Raw genomic sequence first — 4,448 nt, 5'->3', positions numbered from 1 at the left:
AAGCGCACTCCCCTTTACGACTTACATGTTGAGTTGGGAGGTAAGTTGGTTGATTTTGCTGGTTGGGAGATGCCTGTTCAGTATCCGTTGGGGATCATGGGGGAGCATAAGCAGTGTCGTGAGAAGGCGGCGTTGTTTGATGTGTCTCATATGGGCCAGGTGATCCTGCGGGGTGAAGATGTGGGTGAGAAGCTGGAAGCTTTGTGCCCGCAGGCTTACGCGACGCTGAAGGAAGGCAAAGCGCGGTACGGGTTTTTCACCAACGCGGAAGGCGGGATCATGGATGACCTGATCGTGTCAAACGCGGGGGATCATTACTTTGTGGTGGTGAACGCGGCACTGCGCCATCAGGACATTCCGCATATGCGCGACAATCTGGACGGTGTTGAAGTGACCGAGATCTTTGACCGCGCGCTGGTGGCGGTGCAGGGTCCTGCCGCGGAAAACGTCGTGGGTGAGCTCTGCCCGGCGGCGCGGGATCTGAAGTTCATGGAAACCACGGTGGCCGACATCAACGGTGTTGAGTGCCGCATCTCGCGCCTGGGCTATACTGGCGAGGACGGGTACGAGATCTCGATCCCCGAGGACAAGGCGATCGAGGTCAGCAAGGCGTTCCTGGCGCATGAGGATTGCGAAGCGGCCGGTCTGGGCGCGCGCGACAGCCTGCGGCTTGAGGCCGGTCTGTGCCTTTATGGCAATGACATCGACCAGAGCACCTCGCCAATCGAGGCCTCGCTGGCCTGGGCGATTCAGAAGCGCCGCAAGGAAGAAGGCGGTTTCCCGGGCGCGGAGCGGGTACAAAAGGAACTGGCCGAAGGCCCCGCCAAAAAGCTGGTCGGCATCAAGCCCGACGGCCGCGCCCCTGCACGTCAGGGTGTGGAAATCCAGTGCGCCGAGGGTAACACGATCGGTCAGATCACCTCGGGCGTGTTCGGCCCCACGGTCGGTGGACCGGTGGCGATGGGCTATGTGAGCAAGGGTCATGGCGAGCCGGGCGAGACGGTGAACCTGATCATCCGGGGCAAGCCGCAACCGGCACAGATCGTGGCGCTGCCCTTCGTCAAACAGAATTACAAGCGTTGAAGTCAGGAGAGAGACAACATGGCAACCTATTATTCCGAAGAGCATGAATGGCTGACCGTCGACGGCGACACCGCCACGCTGGGCATCACTGCACACGCGGCTGAACAGCTGGGCGACGTGGTGTTTGTGGAGCAGCAGGAAGCAGGCGATGAGTTTGAAAAAGGCGGCGAGATCGGCGTGATTGAATCCGTCAAGGCCGCCTCCGAGCTCTATGCGCCGGTCGATGGCGAGATCACCGAGGTGAACGAGGCGCTGGCCGACAATCCGGGCGCGCTGAACGAAGATCCCGAAGGCGAGGCCTGGATCTACAAGATCAAGATCGCGGATGCCGCGCAGCTGGACGATCTGATGGATCTGGACGGCTACAAGGCCCTGATCGGCTAATTCCACGCCGGAGCCCGGTTTGGGGCTCCGCCCGTTCGGGTCGGGTTTTTTGCCCGGCCCTCTCCCTACTACCGGAGGCTGGCACGCAGTCTCCGCCCGACCTGACCTATTCGACAGGAGCGCTGCAATGGCCTTCAAACTGACCGACTACGAAGCCTATGACTTCGCCAATCGCCGCCACATCGGCCCGTCGCCCGCCGAGATGCGCGACATGCTGCAGGTGATCGGCTTCAAGACGCTGGACCAGCTGATTGACGCCACCGTCCCGCCTGCGATCCGGCAGAAGGAACCGCTGGACTGGGGTCCGGCGATGACGGAACGCGATGCGCTGTTCCACATGAAAGAGGTGGCGAGCAAGAACAAGGTTCTGACCTCGCTGATCGGTCAGGGCTATTACGGCACCACCACCCCGGCGCCGATCCTGCGCAACATTCTGGAAAACCCGGCCTGGTACACCGCCTATACCCCCTATCAGCCCGAGATCAGCCAGGGCCGTCTTGAGGCGCTGTTGAACTTCCAGACCATGGTCAGCGATCTGACCGGTCTGGACGTGGCCAACGCCTCGCTGCTGGATGAAGCCACCGCAGCGGCCGAAGCGATGGCGATGGCCAAGCGCGGCGGTCGGTCCAAGGCCAACAACGCGGCCTTCTTCGTCGACAAGAACTGCCACCCGCAGACCATCGCGGTCATCAAAACACGGGCTGAGCCTCTGGGCATCGACGTGCAGGTCGCCGATCCGGACACGCTGGATGCGGGATCGGTCTTTGGCGCGATCTTCCAGTATCCCGGCACCCATGGTCACGTGCGCGACTTCACCAAGGAAATCGCCGCGCTGCACGAACATAAAGCGATTGCCATTGTTGCCGCCGACATCCTGTCGCTGGCGCTGCTGAAGTCGCCCGGCGAGATGGGCGCGGATATCGCCATCGGCTCGACCCAGCGCTTTGGCGTGCCGATGGGCTATGGCGGCCCGCACGCCGCCTATATGGCGACCACCGACAAGCTGAAGCGGTCCATGCCGGGCCGGATCATCGGCGTCAGCATCGACAGCCGCGGCAACAAGGCCTACCGCCTCGCCCTGCAGACGCGTGAGCAGCATATCCGGCGTGAGAAAGCCAACTCGAATGTCTGCACCGCGCAGGCGCTGCTGGCCGTCATTGCTTCGATGTATGCCGTGTACCATGGCCCCGACGGCATCAAGGCCATCGCGCAATCGGTGCACCGCAAGACCTCGCGCCTGGCGGCTGGTCTGGAAGAGGCAGGCTTCTCGGTCGAACCGGAAGTGTTCTTCGACACCATCACGGTTGAGGTTGGCCATCTGCAGACCGTCGTCATGGAGGCCGCCGTGGCCCGCGGCGTCAACCTGCGCAAGGTCGGCGACAGCAAAGTGGGTATCAGCCTGGACGAACAGACCCGCCCCGAGACCATCGAGGCCGTCTGGGGAGCCTTCGGTATCGACCGTAAGGATGACAGCTCAAACAAAGTCTATCGCCTGCCCGATTACGCGCTGCGCGAAAGCCCGTACCTGACCCACGAGATCTTCCATAAGAACCGGGCCGAGGCCGAGATCACCCGCTATATGCGCCGTCTGGCCGACCGTGACCTGGCGCTGGACCGGGCGATGATCCCGCTGGGGTCCTGCACTATGAAGCTGAACGCCACGATCGAGATGATCCCGGTCACATGGCCCGAGTTCGGCAACCTGCACCCGTTCTGCCCGGAAGATCAGGCGCAGGGCTATCACGAGATGATTGCTGATCTGAACGACAAGCTGTGCCAGATCACCGGCTATGACGCGATCTCGCAGCAGCCCAACTCGGGCGCGCAGGGGGAATATGCGGGCCTGCTGACCATCCGCAACTATCACGCCGCACGGGGTGAGGCACACCGCAATGTCTGCCTGATCCCAACCTCGGCGCATGGCACCAACCCGGCCTCGGCCCAGATGGTGGGCTATCAGGTTGTGCCGGTGCAGGCGGATGACAAAGGCAACATTGATCTGAATGACTTCCGCGCCAAGGCGGAAAAGCACTCGGATCATCTGGCTGCCTGCATGATCACCTACCCGTCGACCCATGGCGTGTTCGAGACCACCGTTCAGGAGGTTTGCCAGATCACTCATGATCACGGCGGTCAGGTCTATATCGACGGCGCCAACATGAACGCCATGGTCGGCCTGTCGCGCCCCGGAGACATTGGCGGTGACGTCAGCCACCTGAACCTGCACAAGACCTTCTGCATCCCGCATGGCGGCGGCGGCCCCGGCATGGGTCCGATCGGCGTCAAGGCGCATCTGGAAGAGCACCTGCCCGGCCACCCGGAATACGGCACCGCCGTGGGTCCGGTCTCGGCAGCGCCCTTCGGGTCTCCGTCGATCCTTCCCGTCTCGTGGGCCTATGTGCTGCTGATGGGCGGCGCGGGTCTGACGCAGGCGACCAAAGTAGCGATCCTGAACGCCAACTACATCGCGGCACGGCTCAAGGATGCTTATCCGATCCTCTATACCTCGGACACGGGCCGGGTTGCGCATGAGTGCATCCTCGACACCCGCCCGCTGGACGAGGCGGCGCAGGTCAGCGTCGACGACATCGCCAAGCGTCTGGTCGATAGCGGCTTCCACGCGCCGACCATGTCCTGGCCGGTGGCCGGCACGCTGATGGTGGAGCCCACGGAATCGGAACCCCAGGACGAGCTCGACCGCTTCTGCGACGCCATGCTCTCGATCCGGGCCGAGGCGCAGGAGATCATCGACGGCAAGATCGACGCGGAAAACAACCCGCTGAAAAACGCCCCCCACACGGTGCGCGATCTGGTCGGCGAGTGGGACCGGCCCTACAGCCGCGAACAGGCCTGCTTCCCGCCGGGCTCCATGGGCGTCGACAAATACTGGTCCCCCGTCAACCGCGTCGACAACGCATACGGCGACAGAAACCTCATCTGCACATGCCCCCCAATGGAAGCATACGAAGAAGCCGCCGAGT

General features: G+C 62.8%; 3 protein-coding genes. All 3 read left to right on the top strand.

Going from position 1 to position 4,448, the window contains the following annotated elements:
* Positions 1-1,083 (top strand): glycine cleavage system aminomethyltransferase GcvT (gcvT, locus tag GOW16_RS22400; protein WP_170419766.1); only part of this gene is annotated, 1,083 nt, incomplete at its 5' end.
* Between the two features lie 18 nt (positions 1,084-1,101).
* Positions 1,102-1,467 (top strand): glycine cleavage system protein GcvH, encoded by a 366-nt coding sequence (gene gcvH, locus GOW16_RS22395; protein ID WP_170419764.1) that lies wholly within the window; start codon positions 1,102-1,104, stop codon positions 1,465-1,467.
* 127 nt (positions 1,468-1,594) lie between these two features.
* Positions 1,595-4,448, top strand: a 2,854-nt coding sequence (gene gcvP / locus GOW16_RS22390) for an aminomethyl-transferring glycine dehydrogenase (protein ID WP_170419768.1), incomplete at its 3' end; no start/stop codon positions are given.

The sequence above is a fragment of the Ruegeria atlantica genome, assembly GCF_013033965.1.
GTDB lineage: Bacteria > Pseudomonadota > Alphaproteobacteria > Rhodobacterales > Rhodobacteraceae > Ruegeria > Ruegeria atlantica_D.
This window is presented reverse-complemented; position numbering and strand designations above follow the sequence as displayed.